This window comes from Reichenbachiella sp., assembly GCF_039941815.1.
Classification (GTDB): Bacteria; Bacteroidota; Bacteroidia; order Cytophagales; family Cyclobacteriaceae; genus Reichenbachiella.
Map to the genome: position 1 here is coordinate 1 of NZ_JBDVDW010000028.1, position 1,059 is coordinate 1,059.

1 protein-coding gene is annotated in these 1,059 nt (G+C 39.8%); it reads left to right on the plus strand.

Going from position 1 to position 1,059, the window contains the following annotated elements; genetic code table 11:
- A partial coding sequence (locus ABJF11_RS06885; RefSeq protein WP_348118989.1) for a hypothetical protein occupies nt 1–1,059 on the plus strand: 1,059 nt, incomplete at both ends.

The window sequence follows — 1,059 nt, forward strand, 5'->3', positions numbered from 1 at the left end:
ATACCTACTACCAATATACTTCGCTTTTCCATGAAGGTCGTTTATCACCGAATGATAATAACTTTTTAATACAGATAAGAGCGTACACTACACCAGAGCCAAGTACTCAAATCGACAACCCAAAGGAAGTCATCGAAGCTATGAGGGAGGAAGACTTTCAGCAAAGTTATGTTTTGAACGTGAAAATCGTTGATACCCTGCTAAGCAATAGAGACTTATATATTGACCAAATTGAGAAGCTTTTCGCTTTTATCTCATCTAAATTCGACCTTTGTGAAGAGTTTTTCAAAATCTATTACAGCCGTGGTCAGTATGTTGCTGGACTTCTTTCTAAACTAGTTGATCTGTGGGGAGCGTTCGTTCCAACAGCCCTTTCCACCCCCCAACATGTATCACACGCCACTCAATTAGTTGTTCATTTGCCAGAAAATGAATTAAGAAAGCTTGCAGAAAATTCTGACGATTTATCCGAATGCATTGCTGAGAACCTTCCAGAGGTTCTACTTGGTGCACCTGAGCTGGAACCAGAGCGTCTTGAATGCCTAGGTATTCAAGTTAAAGACCTACCCGCAATAAAAGAATATTTTAGAATTGCACGCCACCTGTCTGAGAAAGGGCTTTATGAGCTTACTATCACGAACGTGGAATTCATTTACCAAAATATTTTGGGAGAGAATGACTTGACGTTATTGCGCGAGAGCAATTACACGACCATACGGTCTATGAAAGAGTCAATGTTAAGAGATCGAATAGATCAAGACTTCGACTGTTACTTTAGAAATATACTCTTAATGCTTGAAGAAAACTCAAAGGAAGATTCGTCTGCTATCCTTGCGGTGATTCAACACGATACTCTAGATGTAGATGCTATTAGGGCATTTCTTGAGCCGCAAACAACCCTGCTTCCAATTCTAAAAGATGTTCCTAACAGGTTGCACTCGATGTTATTTCAGTTAAATAACATCGAGCCGACATGGAGCAACTGCCTTACTTTTATTGAGTGTGATGTATACGATAAAGACACCTTAGTGACGTATCTTGATCAAGGTGAGGTGCTTT